The organism is Arthrobacter sp. UYEF36, from assembly GCF_040547025.1.
Lineage (GTDB): Bacteria > Actinomycetota > Actinomycetes > Actinomycetales > Micrococcaceae > Arthrobacter.
Genome location: NZ_JBEPOX010000006.1, coordinates 242,294 through 260,148 on the forward strand (window position 1 = coordinate 242,294; position 17,855 = coordinate 260,148).

The following is a 17,855-nucleotide window of genomic DNA, read 5'->3' on the forward strand; positions in this document are numbered from 1 at the left end:
GGGCTATGAATCGCCGAGGATGGGGCCGAAGTTCACCCGGTCCGCCAGCCGGGGATCGTCCCGGTCCGGGACCACCATGACGGGGCCTTTGGCGTGGTGCAGGATCCCGTCCGAGGTGGATCCGAGCAGCATCCCGGCGAAGCCGCCGCGGCCGCGGGTGCCGACGACCACCAGTTCCACATGCCGGCTGGCCTCGACGAGGATGTCCACGGGTGAGCCATCCACGAGCTGTGTCTCCAGCGTGAGGTGGGGGAAGTGGCTCCTGATCCAGGCGGTGCCGGCCTCGAGCTGGACCCTTATGTCGGCGAAAAGCGCGTCCCGGTCCATCGGCGCGGGTACCCAGGCGAGCGAACCGCTGTACTGCGGTACCGCGCACACCACCCGCAGCGGTGCCGAGAGCCGCTCGGCCTGCGTTGCTGCCTCCAACACCGCGACTCGGGCCTGTTCGGAGCCGTCGACCCCCACCACCACCACGTTTTCGACCGGGACGTGACCGGACTTCGCCCGCTCCGCGAGGACATGCTTGTCGTCGGTGGTTTCGCCGAGGCGGTCGGCGCAGATCAGGGGCACGGTGACCGTGGGGCATTTGGCGTGCGCGGGGAGGGCGCTGCTGACGGAACCGAGCAGCCGGCCGACGAAACCGCCCCGGCCCCGGGTGCCGAAGACCAGCAGCTCGGCGGTCTCAGACATTTCCAGCAGGACGCCGGAGGCATCGCCGTTCTCGACGGAGGCGTCGACGTCGATCAGGTACCCGGCCACCTTGTCCACGGCCTGCTTCAGGATGGCCTCCGCGCCTTCGCGGATCACTGAATCGTCAACGGTGGCGTACCCGCCGTCGAGCCCTGACGCCGCGAAGATCGGAACGGAATAGGCGGTCACGATGTGCAACGGACGATTGCGGCGCTCGGCCTCGCGGGCGGCCCATACCAGGGCGCACTTGCTGTGGTCTGAACCGTCGACGCCGACCACGATCCCCCGGGGCGCCGCGGACCCGCCGGGGGCGTCCCCTGCCGGATCCGGATGCACCTGTTCTCGGCCCATGGGGTCCGCCTCCTCGCGATTCTTGCCTGATGTTGCGGCTATTCTGCCAGACGTGTCGGCATGCAGCGTCCATTGGCGACGCGCCCGAAGAATCTGCGGCTAGAACCCCTGGTGTTCACAACTATTCTCGGTTTGCCGGGAACAAGCAAGCGCCACGAATGAGCTCTGGATTGGGGCGTCACGCAGGTTTTACCCAGTGTTTACACGCCTTCCGGCGGCCCCGGAAAACTGCGGAAGATGCCCGCGGTGCCGCCGGAAAAGCCCGGGAAATTCCGGGACCTGCCAATGTGGCAGCTGCTCTACCCACGGCCGGAAATGTTAGGTAGTCTTCGAGGCGTTGCTGAACCGAGACTCGTGTGTCAGAACGCGGAAGCTTCCCATGAATGCGATGAGAGCAGGCGGTCAGGCGGGCAGCGGAACGCGTACGGGGCATCGGCCCCGTAATTGGCACCATTCGAGGAGGGACCTGCCGTGTCGACCATGCCTATGTCCGGTGGTATCGAACGGACCACAGCCGTCGTCATCGGCACCGGCCTGTCCGGGCTGGCGGTTGCCAGCGAGCTGCAGCGGCGCGGCGTGGACTCCATCATTGTGGACGGGCTCGATCTGCTGGGCGCCGGCCATCCGGCCAACACCTCCTCCCTGCAACGCTGCGACGCTGCCGACGCCGGCAGCCTGCGGGAGCGCAACGAGATCCTCCGGCATCTGCGGAACTACGCCGCCAGCCACAAGCTGGACGTCCGGAACGATATCCGGGCCCTGCAGCTGGACCACGTTGATGCCGGCGTCACCGGCCCCGCCCAGCAGTGGGCCGTCCGCACCCCCGGCGGCGTCCTCCTGGCGGATCACCTCGTCCTGACGCGCTGTGCCCACAGCCAGCTGCGCCGGATGCTCTCCGAGCTCGGCATGACCGCCGGGCAAAACCTGATGGCGACCATGCACGCCCTGGGGATGTACCTCGTGGGCGTGGGCGAACTCATCACCCCGACGCCGAAGGAAGTACTGCGCCAGGCCAAGGTGGTGGGCCAGGCGATCTCCGCCAAGGTTTACCCGGACGGCTTTCCCGCCGCCCTCCCGGGGTACTACGACCTCGCCGCACCGGCCTGACCGGAGCATGCCTGACCGGAGCATGCCTGACCGGAGCAGGCCGCCTCGGAATCAAACAACGCGGGGCCACATACGGCCCATCCAGGGGCACCGGATGGGCGCGGAGTGACCCCGCGTTGCTTCTGGTCAGCTTTCGGTGTCCCTGCCGGAGCCCGGCTTGAGGCGGCTCCTGGCCATCAGACCCAGGACCACCATGATGCCGATGGCTGTTCCCACAAAGATCACGATGCTCCAGGGGAACGGCTCCGCGGAGCTGGCCGGCCGCGCCGGCGCCGGCGTGATGCCCGGCTGGGCGGTTCCCATCGAGGGGACCGCAGCAACCGCCGTCGAGCCTGGGGCTCCGGCGGTGGCGGTGAACGTGAAGCTGCCCTCGATCGGGTGGCCGTCCGAACTGGCCACGCGCCACAGCACCGTATAGGCACCGGCCGGGGCGCCGGCCTTGAGCGTCTGCGAGGCCACGTTGTCCACGATCTCGACGGCGCCGTCGGCCCAGTTGGTGCCGGCGGGATCGTTCACCAGAATCTGCGACCCAAGCGCCAGCGGATTCTTATTGAACGTGACCGAGACCTGCTCCGGTGGCGCCGCCACGGTGGCGCCGGTGGCCGGGCTGGTGGATTCGGCGGCATCGTGGGCCGAAGCCGGAGCAACCGCCCCCAGCAGGGCGGCGGCGAGCATCGCGGCGCCCAGGAGGGCACTAAAAAGCTGTCGGATGAGGCGCATGGAAAAGCTGCTCCTAGTGTTGGCTTCCTTACAGACTAGGCGAAATCGGCCGGACGCCGGGTGCGCGCCCAATAGGATTCAAGTAACTATCCACACCTCCCGGAGGACTAATGCTCAAGCAGGGCTCTGCACTCGACCGGTACTTCAAGATATCCGAGCGGGGGTCGAACTTCTCGCGGGAGATCCGGGGAGGCTTCGCCACGTTCTTCGCCATGAGCTACATCGTGGTGCTGAACCCGCTGATCCTCTCGGGGCCCGATTCCACCGGCGCCACCCTCGGCTTCGCCGCCGTCGCCGCCGTCACAGCCTTTGCGGCCGGCATCCTGACCATCCTGATGGGCGCGTGGGCCAAGCACCCCTTCGCGCTGGCAACAGGCCTCGGAGTCAACGCCTTCGTCGCCGTCACCGTGGCCACCAACCCCGGCCTGACCTGGCCGGACATGATGGGCCTCGTCGTGCTCTCGGGCGTCACCATGCTGATCCTGGTCCTCACCGGTTTCCGGACCGCAGTCTTCAAGGCGGTGCCGGAAGGGCTGAAGACCGCGATCGTGGTGGGCATCGGCCTGTTCATCGCCCTGATCGGCCTGGTCAACGCGGGCTTCGTGCGCCGCATCCCGGATGTTGCCGGCACCACCGTTCCGGTCGGCCTGGGCTTCGACGGCAAGCTGCTGGGCTGGCCCACCCTGGTCTTTGTCTTCGGCCTGATCCTCACCATCGCCCTCGTGGTGCGCAAGGTCAAGGGCGCGATCCTGATCGGCATCGTCGCTTCGACCATCCTGTCCGTGATCCTGGAATTCACGCTGCACATCGGCCCCAGCTTCGACGGCAAGACGTACAACCCGCAGGGCTGGTCCCTCGTGGCCCCAGCGTTCTCCGAATGGGCGGCCCCGGACCTGTCACTGATCGGGCAGGCCAACCCGTTCGGCGCCTTTGAGCACCTCGGCTTTGTCGCCGCGACCCTGCTGGCGTTCGTGATCCTGCTCAGCATCTTCTTCGATGCCATGGGCACCATGGTGGGCCTGGCCACGGAGGCCGGCAGCATCGACAAGGACGGCAACATCCCCAACGTGGACCGTGTACTGCAGGTGGACGCGCTCGGCGCGATCATCGGCGGCGGCGCCTCGGTCTCCTCGAACCAGATCTACGTCGAATCCGGCGCCGGCATCGGCGAAGGCGCCCGGACCGGCCTGGCCTCGATCGTCACCGGCCTGCTGTTCCTCGTGGCCATGTTCTTCACCCCGCTGATCAACCTCGTGCCGTTCGAAGCCGTGGCCCCGGCGCTGGTCGTCGTCGGATTCATGATGGTCTCCCAGGTCGGCAAGATCGACTGGCAGGACCTGGGGATCGCGATCCCGGCCTTCCTGACCTTCACGCTGATGCCGTTCACCTACTCAATCGCCAACGGCCTGGGTGCCGGCTTCATCACCTTCGTGCTGATCCGCACCTTCCAGGGCCGCGCGCGTGAGGTGCACCCGCTGATGTGGGCTGTGGCCGCGGCATTCCTGCTGTTCTTCGCGATCGGCCCGATCGAGGCCGCGCTGGGGATGCACTAACCCTTCGTTCCTCCCCCGCAGGTTCCCCCTCCGCCCGGGTGGGACGTCGAGCCCATGTTTGTTCTAAACATCGGCGCGACGTCCCACCCCGGCGGTTTTTTGCGGCGTTTGGGCCCGGATTCCGGGATTACGGACAGTCCGACGGCGGCGCGGCTGGTTTTCCGGCCCGGGCTGCGGTGAGCTTGGGGCATGGTTTCTCCCGTGCCCGCCGTAGATGTCCCGCCGCAGCCCTGGACCGGACGGTTCGACGGCGACGGCCCCGAGCACCGCCGCTGGTGGCAGGCTGTCACGCCGTACGCCCCGCGCCGCGTCCAGCCCGCCTCCGCCCGGCCCGCCGTCATTCTCGGGTTCGGCAGCGATGCCGGGGTGCGCCGCAACAAGGGCCGCGCCGGTGCCGCCGCGGCCCCCGCCGCGATCCGCGCCGCCCTCGGTCCGCTCGCCTTCCATCTCGGCCGGGAAGTGCACGACGCCGGCGACGTCACCGTGGCCGGGGACGCCCTGGAGGCCGGACAGGCGCGTGCCGGGCTTGCGATCACCAGCCTGCTCGACGCCGGGCAGCTTCCCGTGGTGCTGGGCGGCGGGCACGAAACGGCGTTCGCGAGCTATCTGGGCGTGGCAGGCTCGGCGGCGGTCCGGGAGGGCCTGCGCGTGGGGGTGCTGAACCTGGACGCCCACTTCGACCTCCGCGACGAGGCCGTGCCCAGTTCCGGGACCCCGTTCCTGCAGATGGCCCGGGCGGAAGCCGCCGCGGGCCGCGAGCTGAGGTACGCCGTCGTCGGGATCTCCGAGCCGAACAACACCCGGGCGCTGTTCCGGACCGCGGAAGAGCTGGGCGTGGACTACCTGCTGGACGAGGACTGCTCAGACGAGGCCGCGCACGCGTTCGTGGCTGCGTTCCTGGCGCAGGTCGACGCCCTGTATCTGACCATCGACCTGGATGTGCTGCCGGCCTCGGTGGCGCCGGGCGTGAGCGCACCGGCAGCCTACGGCGTGCCGTTGCCGGTGATCAGCGCGGTGTGCCGCCAGGTGGCCGCGAGCGGAAAGCTGCTGCACCTCGATGTCGCCGAACTGAACCCGGAGTTCGATCCGGACGCCCGCACGGCGAAGGTGGCCGCGCGGCTGGTCAACACGCTGCTGGGGTAGTCTGCGGCTGGCGGGCACAGCGCCCGGCCGCCGGCAGGAGCGGCCCCGTCAGATGGGTGTCTTCGGCGCCTTGCCCTCGTCGCCATACTGCTGCACGGCCTTCCGTTCGCGGAGCCGGTCCAGCCGGTTCATGACCGGCGCCGTCGTTGCCCCGTGCAGCACGATGGACATTGCCACCACCAGGCCGATGAACGCCCACAGCTGCTCGGCGTGGGCGTCGAAGTCGCCCTTGCTGAGCGCGTAAGCGAGGTAATAGAGCGAGCCGATGCCGCGGATGCCGAAGAAGGCGATGGCGATCCGTTCCCGCGGGCCGGTCTTGCTCCGCGCCAGGCCGATCCAGCCGGCCAGCGGACGGACGACCAGCAGGAACGCCAGCGCCACCAGGATCTCCGCCCAGCCAATGCCGGCCAGCAGGCCCCGGGCAATCGCGCCGCCCAGGAGCACCAGGATGACCACCGTCATAAGCCGTTCTAGCTGCTCCACGTAGGAGTGCATCACACGGTGGAATCCATGCGTCCGTTCCGCGGCCCGGATGGTCACCGCACACACAAAGACGGCGATGAACCCGTAGCCTTCCAGCATTTCCGTCACCCCGTAGGCCAGGAAAGTCGCCGCCAGCGCCACGAAGCCTTCGGAGTGGCTGGCCAGCCGGATGCTGTCACGGGCGGAGAAGAACAGCAGGCTCAACGCCTTCCCTGCCAGCCAGCCGAGCAGCACGCCCATACCGATCCGCCACACGACGTCGGTGGCGAACCAGGAAACGAACCACTCGGACGGCGAGGGACCGACCAGGCTGATGGCAATGGCCAGGTAGACAAACGGGAAAGCCAGCCCGTCATTCAGGCCTGCCTCGGAGGTGAGGCCGAAGCGGATCTCGTCTTCGCCTTGCTCGGTTTCGTCCTCGTCATCGGCGGGCTCCCCCACCTGGACTTCCGAGGCCAGCACGGGGTCGGTCGGCGCGAGCGCCGCCGCGATCAGCAGCGCGGCACCGAGCCCCAGCCCCAGCACCCCGAGCCCCAGCAGGGTGAGAGCCACGATGCAGATCGGCATGGCGATCCCCAGCATCCGCCAGGTGGTCGACCATGCGCGCCTGCCCACGGGGCGGTCCAGCGCGAGGCCGGCGCCCATCAAGGAGATGATGACGCAGATTTCAGTCAGGTGGGTGGTGAACTCCCCGTATTGCAGGGGGTCCGGGTCCGGCAGTTCCGGGATGAACGTGAAGGCCAGCATGCCGGCGGCCAGGAAGACCATCGGCATCGACAGCGGCGCATTGCGCAGCAGCTTGGGCAGAAGTGCGGCAGCGAAGACGGCCATGCCTGCCGCTGCAAAAATAATGCTGGGAGCCTCAAACACTGCGTATTCCTCCTGCCGGGACCCGGATGCCCGGGGATGGGTAGGGGGCCCGTCCCTACGGAACGGCGCCCCCTCACCAAGATACGCGTCAGCGGCGCGAAAACCGGTTGCGGCTAGCTGCGCCGCACCTCCACGCCATCGGATTTCAGGAAAAGCCCGTTCTCAGAAGGGACCGCCGGTGCCGCCGGCACCAGCCAGAGAACATTGCCGCTCAGCGAGACTTCTTCGACCTCACCGGCCGCCAAAACCTGGGCATGCTTAAGGATTTCGACCCGGTCCCCGGCTTTGAGGCTCCGCCAGTCGGAGACCGCACTGACCGATGCCAGCCGTCTGGACATAACCGTCCCGCGTGCTTTCATGAACTTCTACCCCTTTGTATATGTTCTTTGTCACAACTTCGTTGGTGTGACTTTCCATTTGTACTACAGTTCCCGGGTCCCCGCGGGCCGTGTTGCCCACTATTTCGGGGGCGCCGGAAATTGTTCACCCGGACTGCATTTTGTTTTCCCTCAGGCGAGATTTCCGACGGCGGATTCGGCCGCCGCCCGCACCCTGCCCGAGGCAACGAGGCGGTCCGCCGCCTCCAGCTCCGGGGACAGGAACCGGTCCGTGCCGGGACCGTCGACGACGTCGCGCAGCGCGGCGATCACGGCGGCGCCGGCGGGTCCCGGGGTGAGTTCGCCGTCGGAGAGCTGGGTGCGGATGTCGAGTGCCCGGGCCGAGGTCACGAGTTCGATCGCCAGGACGCGGCGCAGGTTCTCCACCGCGCGGCGGAGTTTGCGGGCCGCGTGCCAGCCCATCGACACGTGGTCCTCCTGCATCGCGGAGCTGGGGATCGAATCCACCGACGCCGGGACCGCCAGCCGCTTGTTGTCCGAGACCAGCCCGGCCTGGGTGTACTGGGCGATCATCAGCCCCGAATCGACGCCGGGATCTGCCGCGAGGAACGCGGGCAGCCCGTGCGAGCGGGCCGGATCCAGCATGCGGTCTGTCCGGCGCTCGGCGATGGAGCTCAGGTCCGCGACGGCGATCGCCAGGAAGTCCAGCACGTAGGCCACCGGGGCGCCGTGGAAGTTGCCGTTGGAGCTGACCCGGCCGTCCGGCAGGACCACCGGGTTGTCGATCGCGGCGGCCAGCTCGCGGGAAGCGACCATGGCCGCATGGTCCACGGTGTCGCGGACCGCCCCGGCCACCTGGGGGGCGCAGCGCAGCGAGTATGCGTCCTGGACCTTGGTGTCGTTGATCCGGTGCGAGGCCACGATCGGTGAGTTGGACAGGACCCGGAGCATGTTGTCCGCGGAGGCGGCCTGGCCCGGGTGCGGGCGGAGGGCCGCATGCAGTTCGGGCAGGAACACCTGGTCGGTGCCCAGCAGCGCCTCGACGCTGAGCGCGGCGGTGATATCCGCCGTCGTGAGCAGCTGGCGGATGTCCGCGATGGCCATCAGCAGCATGCCCAGCATGCCCTCGGTGCCGTTGACCAGCGCCAGGCCTTCCTTCTCGGCCAGGGTGACGGGCTCGATCCCGTGCGCGGCGAGGAGCTCGGCGACCGGGCGGCCGTCCTTGCCGCCGTAGAGTTCACCGTCCGGGCCGGCGGCTTCGCCTTCGCCCATCAGGACGAGGGCGCAGTGGGAGAGCGGGGCGAGATCGCCGGAGCAGCCGAGCGAGCCGAATTCGCGGACCACCGGGGTAATGCCGGCGTTGAGGACCTCCACCATGGTCTGCAGGACCACCGGGCGCACGCCGGTGCGGCCCGACGCGAGGGTCTTGGCGCGCAGGAACATGATGCCGCGGACGACCTCGCGTTCCACGGCCGGGCCCATGCCGGCGGCGTGGCTGCGGATCAGCGATTTCTGCAGCTGGGTGCGCAGTTCGTTGGGGATGTGCCGGTTGGCCAGCGCGCCGAAACCGGTGGAGATGCCGTACGCGGGGACCTCGCTGTGGGCCAGGCCGTCGATGTGGGCGCGGACCCTGGCGACGGCGTCGAGGGCGTCCTGGGAGATGGTCACCTGGGCGTCGTGGCGGGCGACGGCGACGACGTCCTCGGGAGTGACGCCGCTGGAACCAAGGGTGACAGTGAGCGGTGAGTGGGTGGTGAGTGTCACTTTGCAGTTCCTTCGTTCATGGGGATGCGGACGCCGCGCTCTTTGGCGACTTCGACGGCGCGGTCGTAGCCGGCGTCGGCGTGGCGGATGACGCCCATGCCGGGGTCGTTGGTGAGCAGGCGCTCGAGCTTCTGCGCTGCGAGTTCGGTGCCGTCGGCAACCGAGACCTGGCCGGCGTGGATGGAGCGGCCGATGCCGACGCCGCCGCCGTGGTGGATGGAGACCCAGGTGGCGCCGGAGGCGGTGTTGAGCAGCGCGTTGAGCAGCGGCCAGTCGGCCACGGCGTCCGAGCCGTCAGCCATGGCTTCGGTTTCGCGGTACGGGGAGGCGACGGAGCCGGAGTCGAGGTGGTCGCGGCCGATCACGATGGGCGCCTTGACCTTGCCCTCCTTGACGAGCTGGTTGAACAGCAGCCCGGCCTTGGCACGATCGCCGTAGCCCAGCCAGCAGATGCGGGCCGGGAGGCCTTCGAACTCGACGCGCTCGGCGGCGGCGTCGATCCAGCGGTGCAGGTGCTTGTTCTCCGGGAAGAGTTCCTTGATGGCTTTGTCCGTGACCGCGATGTCCTCCGGGTCGCCGGAGAGCGCCACCCAGCGGAACGGGCCCAGGCCCTCGCAGAACAGCGGCCGGATGTACGCCGGGACGAAGCCGGGGAACTCGAAGGCACGGTTGTAGCCACCCTTGCGGGCCTCGTCGCGGATGGAGTTGCCGTAGTCGAAGACCTCGGCGCCGGCGTCCTGGAACTCGACCATGGCCGCCACGTGCCTGGCCATCGAGGACTGGGCCTTCTTGGTGAAACCTTCCGGGTCGGCGGCGGCTTCGCGGTGCCATTCCTCGACCGTGATGCCCTCGGGCAGGTAGCTCAGGGGGTCGTGCGCGGAGGTCTGGTCCGTGACGATGTCCACGGTGAGCTCACCGGCGTTGTGGCGGCGCAGGATCTCCGGGAAAACCTCCGCGGCGTTGCCGACGTAGCCGACAGACCAGCCGCGGCGCTCTTCCTTGGCCGCCAGGACCTTGGCGATCGCGGCGTCGAGGTCGGTCTCCACTTCGTCAAGGTAGCGCTTGCCGGCGCGGCGGCGCAGGTGGCTTTCGTCGACGTCGACGATCAGGCAGGCGCCGTCGTTCAGGGTGACGGCGAGCGGCTGGGCGCCGCCCATGCCGCCGCAGCCGCCGGTGAGGGTCAGGGTGCCGGCGAGGGTTCCGTTTTCGTCGCCGGTGAGCTTGCGGGCGATCGCGGCGAAGGTTTCGAAGGTGCCCTGCAGGATGCCCTGGGTGCCGATGTAGATCCAGGACCCGGCGGTCATCTGGCCGTACATCATCAGGCCCTCGGCCTCAAGCCGGCGGAACTCGGGCCAGTTTGCCCAGTCGCCGACGAGGTTGGAGTTGGCCAGGAGCACCCGCGGCGCCCATTCGTTGGTGCGGAAGACACCGACCGGTTTGCCGGACTGGACCAGCAGGGTCTCGTCCTTTTCCATGGTTTCCAGGGTGCGGGTGATCGCATCGAACGCGGCCCAGCTGCGGACGGCGCGGCCGGTGCCGCCGTAAACCACCAGGTCATCGGGGCGTTCGGCGACCTCGGGGTCCAGGTTGTTCATGAGCATGCGCAGCGGGGCTTCGGTCTGCCAGCTCTTGGCAGTGAGCTCGGTGCCGCGGGCTGCTTTGACCGGGCGGGCACCGGTGGTGAAATCGGCGGGTGCCATGAGGGGCTCCTTTTGTGTCTTGGTGGTTCCGGGAATGAGGTTCTGTATCAACTAAAGCCTGTCCGCGGCCGCGGAAACAGGGCCTACGGAGGGGTACTGTCCGGGATTCCAGACAAGGACGCCGCCTCCCCTGCCCCGGCTCCTCCCACCCCGTTGCGCTATTAGTTCGGGTGCCTAAACCGCGGGAATGGGGACCAAAAGTGATAGCGCAACTGTGTGGGTGGGGTGGGGTGGTCAGCTGGGTTGCGGGCGGCCGTGGATCCGGAGGGAGAGATCGTCCGCGGCTTTCCGCACGCGGGCAGCCAGGGCGGGCCACTCCTCGGGCGGGAGTTTGTCCTCGAGGAAGGTCACGGCGACGGCGGCGGTCGGCCAGCCCACATGGTCCGTGACGGCGGCCGCGATCGAGCCAAAGCCCGGCGTCACCTCTCCGTGTTCGGTGGCGTAGCCGCGCTGCCGCACCTGGTCCAGATGCGAGGACAGCGCCGAATACTTCATGATCGGCGATTCGGTCTCATGCCGGGCAGTGAAGGCGGCCGCGTTGGGGTACAGCGCCCGCACCTGCGACTTCGGCAGCGCGGCGAGGATGGCGCGCCCGCTAGCGGTGAGGTGGCTCGGCAGCCGCACCCCGACGTCGGTCACCAGTGAGGGGCGGTTCTTGGCCCGCTCCTCCACGATGTAGAGCACATCGCGGCCATGCAGCACGGCAAGGTGGGCGCTCTCGCCGATCACGTCCACCAGCGAGGCGAGCAGCGGCCGGCCCAGGCGCGAGAGCGGCTCCTGCCGCGAATACGCCGAGCTGAGTTCGAAGGCGCTGATCCCCAGCCCGTAGCGCTGCTCCTCGTGCAGGTGCAGCACAAAGCCGTTGGCCTCCATGACGCCCAGCAGGTGGTAGACGCTGGAGCGCGGCAGCCCCAGCGCGGTGGCGATGTTCGACGCCGCCATCGGCCCCCGCTTGGAGGCCAGCAGTTTGAGGATGCGCAGGGTATTTTCCGCCGCCGGGACCTTGGATGTCACCTTGGCCGGCGCGGTTTTGGGCGCCGCGTCGTCGGCTGGCGGGGTGCTGCTGGTAGCTGGCATGGATCCTCTTCAAGTGCTCGGTGTCCGGTATCCCGTAACTAAGCATGCGCCCCGACCGTCACCCCGGACCGTCCGACATCCTTCCCACTGTCTGGAATCCCGGACATGACCCGCCTCGTCCGTCCTCGGCCGGAGGAGGCCTGAAGCGGGCCTCCTCAGACCGTGATGACCACCTTGCCGCGGGCATGTCCGCCGTGCAGGTGCCGGATTGCTTCCGGAGCCTCGCCCAGCGGATAACTCTTCTCGATGACGGGGGTGACGGTACCGGCGTCGATGAGCTGGGCCAGGTAGCGGAGGTCCTCCTGGCGCTCCGCTGCCATCAGACCCGTGAGTTTCTGCCCGACGAAGGGGGACAGCAGGGCGGCCCGGAGTGACCGTTCAAAGCCTCCGGTCCAGCGGCCGCCGCCCTCGCCGCCGACAATCACGAGGATTCCCCGGGGTTTCAGTGCCCGGCGGAGGACCGACAGCGGGCGGTTCCCCGCCGTGTCGAGAATGAGGTCGAACTGCCTCGCGCCGTCCGCGAAGTCGTCGTGCTTGTAGTCAATGACGTGATCGGCGCCGATCGACCTGACCAGATCCAGTTTGGCGGTGCTGCACACTCCGGTGACCTGCGCTCCGAGCGCCTTGGCGAGCTGAACGGCAAAGGAGCCCACCCCGCCGCCGGCGCCAATGATCAGCACGTCCTGCCCGGGCTGGAGCTGGCCGCTGTCGCGGAGGCCCTGCAGCGCCGTGGTGGCGGAGATAGGAACGACTGCTGCCTGCTCGAAGCTGGCTTTCACCGGCTTCAGGGCGATCTTGCCCTCCTTGGCGCAGACAAATTCGGCAAAGGAACCCTCGGCCGTCCCGAACACTTCATCCCCCGGACGGAACCCGACGACGTTCCGCCCCACCGCCTCCACCCGCCCGGCAACTTCCCTGCCACGGATCGGGTTCCTGGGAGCCTTGAACCCGAAGAAAGCCCGGGTCAGGTAGGGCATACCGGACATAAGGTGCCAGACCCCCTGCTCGACGCCGGCGGCACGGACCCGGATCAGCACCTCATCGTCGCCCGGTACGGGAGTGTCGACGTCGCGCAGCACCAGCACATCCGCAGAGCCGTACACGTCCTGGACGATGGCTTTCATAGCGTTTCTCCTTGACTGTCCGATGGACCCTCGTCGGTTCTACCACGGCTGGACGCCCATCCGTTAGGCCTTGCCCCCGTCTGCACGGTGCGCGGTTTGTCTGAATACGAAGACACCAGCTGCTCGCGAGATCCCCCGCAAGAGACTGCGGGCGTCGGACTTCCCGTCACCGTGGTGGCCGGCTGCATCGGTGGCAACGAACGTGTTCATGGCCCTCGTCATCGTGGCAGTCTATGGGGGCGATGATGATCGGGCTCGACGGAATGCTTGCCCGGCAAGTAGTCGGCGCCGCGTCCCAAGTGGTGCCCGGTCTGGCAGAGGTAGAAGTTACTCGTGTGACGAATGGGGCTGAGGGATACAGTAACTTCACGGCGGTACGGAGCGGCCGGGACGCAGGGCCGGCGGGCCCTCCCCCAGCTGGTCCGGAAGCCGCCGACAGTCCGAGTGGCGCGCTTCCCGAAGGAGTGGTTCCGATGGAGTCCCCAGCATCTCCGCAGGCACAACACCAACGACCAGAACTCCGGCGGGGCGGCGTGGCCGGCTTCCTCTGGGGAACCGTGAGCCGCGCCAGAACAGCGCGCATTCCGTTCCGGATGGGTCAGGTGCTCATTGGCGATGATCCGTTCAACGGCCGGCATCTGGGAACGGTGGCCGTGATCGATGCCCCCTACGTGGGTCTCCGGACAGCCAGCGCGGCGGGGGAAGTCACCTTCTACGACTACCGGCAACTCCGGTACCCCGACTAGTGGACGGCCCGGAAGATATGAGCTCAGCGAATTTCTCCTCCCACTTTCTGACTATCGCGGAGGTCGCTGCGGCCATGCGGGTGTCCAAAATGACCGTCTACCGGCTGGTGAAGTCACACGCCATCGCGGCCGTGCGCGTGGGCCGCTCGTTCCGGGTTCCGGAGGAGGCCGTCAACGACTACATCCGCCGTGCCACCGAGCCGGCCACCCAGGACCAGCCCGACGACAAGAAAGACGACGGGAAGACTGACTGATCAGCTGCCCGCTACCGGGCGGACCAGCCGCCGTCCATTGTGTAGCTCGCGCCGGTGACCATCCCGGCGTCGTCAGAAGCCAGCCAGGCTACGAGGGAGGCGACTTCCTCCGGCTCGACGAGTCGCTTGACGGCTGCCTCGGTCAGCATGATCTTGGTGAGTACCTCTGACTCCGGGATCCCGTGCACCTTGGCCTGGTCGGCGATCTGGGACTCGACCAGCGGCGTCCGGACGTAGCCGGGGTTGATGCAGTTGGAGGTGACACCGTGCGCGCCGCCTTCCAGCGCCGTCACTTTGCTCAGGCCTTCCAGGCCGTGCTTCGCCGAGACATAGGCACTCTTGAACGGGGAGGCACGGAGCCCGTGCACGGAGGACAGGTTGATGATCCGGCCGTAGTTATTGGCGTACATGTGCGGCAGGGCGGCGCGGATGAGCAGGAACGGCGCTTCCAGCATGAGCGTGATGAGGCGGCGGAAGTCCGCCGGATCGAAGTCCTCGATCGGGCTGATGTGCTGGATGCCGGCATTGTTGACGAGAATGTCGCAGTCCAGGCTGACCGACTGGAGGGCCTCGACGTCGAGCAGGTTGACCGCCCAGGAGGTGCCGCCGACCTCATCGGCGAGGGCTGCGGCCGCGGCCTCATCCATATCCGCGATCACCACTTTGGCTCCCCGCGCCGCCAGGGCACGCACGCTCGCAGCGCCGATTCCGCCGGCTCCGCCGGTCACCAGGGCCTTTCGCCCGTTCAAGCTGCTCTCCATGATTTGCACTCCTCAAGTTTGCGGTCGTCAACAGCCCAGAGGAGGTGCGATGCACAGCGCTGAGCAGCTTTACTGAGTATTGCCGCACAAAGTTGGCGATTCAATGCTCAAACCAGCACCCCTTATGTGCAGAATTGCAGATATGAACGCCAACCCGGATGATCTGCTCGTACTTCTGGCTGTCTCCCGCTCAGCGAAGTTCACGACGGCGGCGCAGTCCCTGGGGCTGAACCACACCACCGTGTCGCGCCGGATTGCGGCACTGGAGAAGGCCCTGGGCGGGCGGGTGCTCTCGCGCGCCTCCGGCGGCTGGGAGCTCACGGAGCTGGGCGCGGAAGCCGTGCAGGTGGCCGAGCGGGTGGAAGCGGCGATCCGGACCCTCGAACAGCCCGGCCGGGTACCGGACCCGATCACCGGCGTCGTCCGGATGACCGCGACGGACGGGTTCAGCGCCTACATCGCGGCCCCCGCGGTGGCCAGGCTGCGCCGGGACCACCCTGGTCTCAGCGTCGAGATCATCACCGTGACCCGGCGGGCGCTCCAGCAGCGTTCCGGGCTGGACATCGAGGTTGTGGTGGGTGAACCGCAGGTGCACCGGGCTGCGGCCGCCCGGCTCGGTGAGTACATGCTCGGCATGTACGCCTCCCGCGATTACCTTGCCGAGTACGGCACCCCTGCGACGATCGAGGAACTTACCACCCATTCGCTGGTCTACTTCGTGGATTCCATGCTTCAGGTGGACGACTTGGATGCCCCGCGGCGCCTTGTGCCGACCATGCGGGACGGCCTGAGCTCCACTAACGTCTTTGTCCATGTGGAGGCTACCCGTGCCGGAGCCGGGATCGGTTTCCTGCCGTGTTTCGCGGCGGACCTGCATCCGGACCTGGTCCGGCTGCTGCCGGAGGACTTCGCCGAACTGCTGCCGTACTGGATGGTGCTGCGGCCCGATTCCATGCGCCGCCCCGCTGTCGCGGCGGTGGTGCAGGCGTTGCGCGAACAGACGAAGGCCCACCGCAAGGCGCTCCTGGGGCGGGGAGGGCACGCATCGACTGCTCCGTAACCGCCGTTTTTCAGGCCGCTAATGGGCCGTTACGGAGCAGTCGACGGCGCCGGAGCCACAGTTTTCGGGTCGTGGCGGACCGGCGCACCGGCGGCAAAGGCCCGGACCTTGGCGTCGTTCCAGATGTGGGCGGGCACCGCGCCGCCCAGCAGCCGCCGCGCCAGTCCCGGGTCGTCGTCGAACGGGAGGTCGCTTCCGGCCATGATCATGTTGCCGTAGCGCCTGCCCTTGAGCATGGCGGGGTCCGCGATGATCACGGTGTGCTGGAAGGTGTCCGCGATGGTGGCGGCGTCCTCGCGGGCGTTCCTCAGGTCCGGTGCGTCGCCGGAGTTCACCACGTAGATCCCGCCGGGGGCCAGGACGCGCTTGGCGTGCTCGTTGAACTCCCTCGTGGTGAGCGGCCGCGGCGTCAGCGAGCCGGCAAAGACATCGCGGATGATCAAGTCCCGGGTCTGCGGCGTAAGGCTTTCGGTGACCTCGCGGGCCTCCCCCACACGCAGGCGCATCAGCGGCGCCTTCGGCAGGTCGAACCAGCCCCGCACATATTCCGCCAGCTTTCCGTCGAGTTCCACCACCACCTGGCGCGCCTCCGGGTAGGCGGCGTGGAAGTAGCGTGCCAGTGAGCATGCTCCGCCGCCAAGGTGCAGGGTGCGCAGCTTCGGCCGGGCATCCCGCGGCCAGCGCGATTCCACCAGGGCCGAAATCCAGCGCATGTACTCGAAGTCCAGGAAGAGCGGATCCGCCAGGTCGATGTGCGAACTCATCACACCATTGATGCGCAGCAGCCAGCCATTGGAGTTGTCCTGGTCGGCGATCAGTTCGCAGTCACCGGTATCGATGTAGTAGATGCCCTCCAGCGGACCCTCGGGGCGGCTGCCCTTCGGGATCTCCACCACTCCGGACGCCTTTTCGGTGTTGTTCCGGCCGGCAGCCCTGCCCCGCTTCGCCATCAGCCGTGCACCGTTTTGCCCATGTTTCCAGCCTAGTTCACCGGCCGGGGACGGTTTCACCGCCGCCCCGCCCAGGGCCCGCAGCAAGAAGTAAAACAAGGGTACTTACTATTTGTTAGTAATCATGCTTACTATTATGTTTCCAGTTATTGCTGGTTTGTGATCAGCAGCCGACCTTGAAAAGAGAGCGAAGATGACAGAGAACAAATGGCCCGAGGACGGTAGCTACGGCACTCCTACGGCCACCCAGCAGACTCCCCTGCGGCCGGAAACCACATTCCCGCCGACGGTAAACGGCGGGACCTCAACGACCGCCACCTCCGCCGACGGCGGGGCCTCCAAGACCGATGCGGCCAGGGGCGAGGCAGCCGACCTGAAGCGCCAGGCCACGGATTCCGCCCAGACCGTCGCGGAGACGGCCAAAACGGAGGCCGCCAACGTCGCCGCCGAAGTGAAGACGAACGCCAGGGACCTCCTGCACCAGGCCAAGTCCGATCTGACCGACCAGGCCGGCACGCAGCAGCAGAAGGCCGCTGAGGGCATCCGCTCCATCTCCTCGGAGTTGACGACCATGGCCGACGCCTCCGAGCAGCCCGGCGTCGCAACAGACCTTATCCGTCAGGCCGCCGAGCGGTCCCAGAGCGTGGCTACCTGGCTCGAGAACCGGGATCCGGGTTCGCTGCTGACCGAGGTAAAGTCCTTTGCCCGCCAGCGCCCCGGCACATTCCTGCTGCTCGCGGCCGGAGCCGGCGTCCTGGCCGGGCGGCTCAGCCGCGGCCTGAGCGCCGGAGCACCGGAAACGGGCACCGCCGGTGCCAACACAGCCCGGGCAACCAGGGTCCCGGACACCGGCATGGCGGTTCCGCCGCCGCCCGTTCAGATGCCTGCCCCGGAAACCACGCGGGCGGGCGTCGCGGACACCTACCCGCCCAACCCGCTCGACGCCGATCCGCTCGGCGACAGTGACCGGCAGGACCGCTGGGCCTCCGAGCCTGTGGTGACCGACCCGACCCGGCAGGATCCTTTCCGTGACGATCCCTTTGACGGTGGCCGTCGATGAGCAGCGAAATACCTCCCACGGCCGCGCATGTGAAGGCTGAGACGTCGTCTTTGGGTGATCTGTTGGGTGAGGTCACGCGGGACATGTCCACGCTGATGCGGCAG

Annotated in this window: 17 protein-coding genes and 1 pseudogene; 8 read left to right on the top strand and 10 right to left on the bottom strand. The window is 67.9% G+C overall.

Going from position 1 to position 17,855, the window contains the following annotated elements; genetic code table 11:
* Positions 1-3 precede the first annotated feature (3 nt).
* Complete coding sequence (locus tag ABIB29_RS11480) at positions 4-1,041, bottom strand: universal stress protein (RefSeq protein WP_354172855.1); 1,038 nt, start codon at positions 1,039-1,041, stop codon at positions 4-6.
* Positions 1,042-1,521: 480 nt separating this feature from the next.
* Here ABIB29_RS11480 and ABIB29_RS11485 point away from each other — a divergent pair, with 480 nt between their 5' ends.
* Entirely contained in the window at positions 1,522-2,148 is a 627-nt protein-coding gene (locus ABIB29_RS11485) for an NAD(P)/FAD-dependent oxidoreductase (protein ID WP_354172907.1), read from the top strand.
* A 126-nt stretch (positions 2,149-2,274) separates the two neighbouring features.
* Here ABIB29_RS11485 and ABIB29_RS11490 read toward each other — a convergent pair whose 3' ends face one another.
* Positions 2,275-2,868, bottom strand: a complete 594-nt coding sequence (locus ABIB29_RS11490; protein WP_354172856.1) for a copper resistance CopC family protein — start codon at positions 2,866-2,868, stop codon at positions 2,275-2,277.
* Positions 2,869-2,978: 110 nt separating this feature from the next.
* Between ABIB29_RS11490 and ABIB29_RS11495 the strand changes: the two genes are divergently transcribed.
* Complete coding sequence (locus ABIB29_RS11495) at positions 2,979-4,421, top strand: NCS2 family permease (RefSeq protein WP_354172858.1); 1,443 nt, start codon at positions 2,979-2,981, stop codon at positions 4,419-4,421.
* Positions 4,422-4,610: 189 nt separating this feature from the next.
* The gene (gene hutG / locus ABIB29_RS11500) at positions 4,611-5,564 is read left to right on the top strand and encodes a formimidoylglutamase (protein WP_354172860.1); all 954 of its coding nucleotides are present in this window, start codon (positions 4,611-4,613) and stop codon (positions 5,562-5,564) included.
* A gap of 48 nt (positions 5,565-5,612) precedes the next feature.
* On the opposite strand, the gene ABIB29_RS11505 is transcribed toward hutG, so the two are convergent.
* From ABIB29_RS11505 to ABIB29_RS11530, 6 genes are all read right to left on the bottom strand, one after another.
* Entirely contained in the window at positions 5,613-6,917 is a 1,305-nt protein-coding gene (locus tag ABIB29_RS11505) for a cation:proton antiporter (protein ID WP_354172862.1), read from the bottom strand.
* A 113-nt stretch (positions 6,918-7,030) separates the two neighbouring features.
* Entirely contained in the window at positions 7,031-7,276 is a 246-nt protein-coding gene (locus tag ABIB29_RS11510) for a hypothetical protein (RefSeq protein ID WP_354172864.1), read from the bottom strand.
* A gap of 150 nt (positions 7,277-7,426) precedes the next feature.
* On the bottom strand, positions 7,427-9,019 hold the full coding sequence (gene hutH / locus ABIB29_RS11515; RefSeq protein WP_354172866.1) for a histidine ammonia-lyase: 1,593 nt from the start codon (positions 9,017-9,019) through the stop codon (positions 7,427-7,429).
* Positions 9,016-10,719, bottom strand: a complete 1,704-nt coding sequence (gene hutU / locus ABIB29_RS11520; RefSeq protein ID WP_354172868.1) for a urocanate hydratase — start codon at positions 10,717-10,719, stop codon at positions 9,016-9,018. Before hutU ends, hutH begins: the two co-directional genes overlap by 4 nt.
* 234 nt (positions 10,720-10,953) lie before the next feature.
* Positions 10,954-11,796, bottom strand: a complete 843-nt coding sequence (locus tag ABIB29_RS11525; protein WP_354172870.1) for an IclR family transcriptional regulator — start codon at positions 11,794-11,796, stop codon at positions 10,954-10,956.
* A 155-nt stretch (positions 11,797-11,951) separates the two neighbouring features.
* Positions 11,952-12,920 (bottom strand): NAD(P)-dependent alcohol dehydrogenase, encoded by a 969-nt coding sequence (locus tag ABIB29_RS11530; RefSeq protein WP_354172872.1) that lies wholly within the window; start codon positions 12,918-12,920, stop codon positions 11,952-11,954.
* 473 nt (positions 12,921-13,393) lie between these two features.
* Here ABIB29_RS11530 and ABIB29_RS11535 point away from each other — a divergent pair, with 473 nt between their 5' ends.
* Positions 13,394-13,666 carry a hypothetical protein gene (locus ABIB29_RS11535; protein ID WP_354172874.1) on the top strand — a complete coding sequence of 91 codons (273 nt, stop codon included), beginning with the start codon at positions 13,394-13,396 and terminating at the stop codon, positions 13,664-13,666.
* Between the two features lie 17 nt (positions 13,667-13,683).
* A complete protein-coding gene (locus ABIB29_RS11540) occupies positions 13,684-13,920 on the top strand; it encodes a helix-turn-helix domain-containing protein (RefSeq protein WP_354172875.1) in 237 nt (78 codons plus the stop codon).
* Between the two features lie 11 nt (positions 13,921-13,931).
* Here ABIB29_RS11540 and ABIB29_RS11545 read toward each other — a convergent pair whose 3' ends face one another.
* On the bottom strand, positions 13,932-14,681 hold the full coding sequence (locus tag ABIB29_RS11545; protein WP_354172877.1) for a 3-hydroxybutyrate dehydrogenase: 750 nt from the start codon (positions 14,679-14,681) through the stop codon (positions 13,932-13,934).
* Positions 14,682-14,823: 142 nt separating this feature from the next.
* Between ABIB29_RS11545 and ABIB29_RS11550 the strand changes: the two genes are divergently transcribed.
* The gene (locus ABIB29_RS11550) at positions 14,824-15,741 is read left to right on the top strand and encodes a LysR family transcriptional regulator (protein WP_354172879.1); all 918 of its coding nucleotides are present in this window, start codon (positions 14,824-14,826) and stop codon (positions 15,739-15,741) included.
* 29 nt (positions 15,742-15,770) lie between these two features.
* On the opposite strand, the gene ABIB29_RS11555 is transcribed toward ABIB29_RS11550, so the two are convergent.
* Positions 15,771-16,691 (bottom strand): spermidine synthase, encoded by a 921-nt coding sequence (locus ABIB29_RS11555; RefSeq protein WP_354172909.1) that lies wholly within the window; start codon positions 16,689-16,691, stop codon positions 15,771-15,773.
* Between the two features lie 193 nt (positions 16,692-16,884).
* Between ABIB29_RS11555 and ABIB29_RS11560 the strand changes: the two genes are divergently transcribed.
* Both ABIB29_RS11560 and ABIB29_RS11565 read left to right on the top strand, forming a co-directional pair.
* Complete coding sequence (locus ABIB29_RS11560; protein ID WP_354172881.1) at positions 16,885-17,751, top strand: ATP synthase subunit B family protein; 867 nt, start codon at positions 16,885-16,887, stop codon at positions 17,749-17,751.
* A pseudogene (locus tag ABIB29_RS11565) lies at positions 17,748-17,855 on the top strand (phage holin family protein); the annotation flags it as partial. The gene ABIB29_RS11560 and the pseudogene ABIB29_RS11565, both read left to right, overlap by 4 nt.